This window comes from Aromatoleum toluolicum (assembly GCF_012911005.2).
Taxonomy (GTDB): Bacteria; Pseudomonadota; Gammaproteobacteria; order Burkholderiales; family Rhodocyclaceae; genus Aromatoleum; species Aromatoleum toluolicum.
Map to the genome: position 1 here is coordinate 1 of NZ_WTVS01000183.1, position 632 is coordinate 632.

The 632-nt window shown below is 63.9% G+C and carries 1 protein-coding gene; it reads left to right on the top strand.

The window, feature by feature from the left end; translation table 11 throughout:
* Positions 1–101 precede the first annotated feature (101 nt).
* Positions 102–632 (top strand): acyl-CoA dehydrogenase family protein (locus GPA27_RS28275; RefSeq protein WP_211165305.1); only part of this gene is annotated, 531 nt, incomplete at its 3' end.

A 632-nucleotide genomic window follows, 5' to 3' on the forward strand; every position in this document is an offset into this window, starting at 1 on the left:
TATAAGAGACAGGCACTACGACGGCCGCCGCGCTGCCCACTGGTAGTCCCGCAAGCCACTAAGCCCCCGAATTTTTGAACAACGACTCTGGAGACACTCCCATGCTGCTGACCCAAGACCAGGAAATGATCCGCGATGCGGTGCGCGACTTTGCGCAAACCGAGCTGTGGCCGAATGCCGCACGCTGGGACAAGGAACACCACTTCCCCAAGGAGGTCCACCAGGGCCTGGCCGCGCTGGGCGCGTATGGCATCTGCGTGCCCGAAGAGTTTGGCGGGGCCCACCTCGACTACCTCACGCTCGCGCTGGTGCTCGAAGAGATCGCCGCCGGTGACGGCGGCACCAGCACCGCCATCAGCGTGACCAATTGCCCGGTTAACGCCATCCTCATGCGCTACGGCAACGCGCAGCAAAAGCGCGACTGGCTCACGCCGCTGGCGCGTGGCGAAATGCTGGGTGCGTTTTGCCTGACCGAGCCACATGTGGGCTCCGACGCCTCCGCCCTGCGCACCACGGCGGTGAAGCAGGGCGACGAATACGTGATCAACGGGGTCAAGCAGTTCATCACCAGCGGCAAGAACGGTCATGTGGCCATCGTCATCGCCGTCACCGACAAGGGCGCGGGCAAGAAG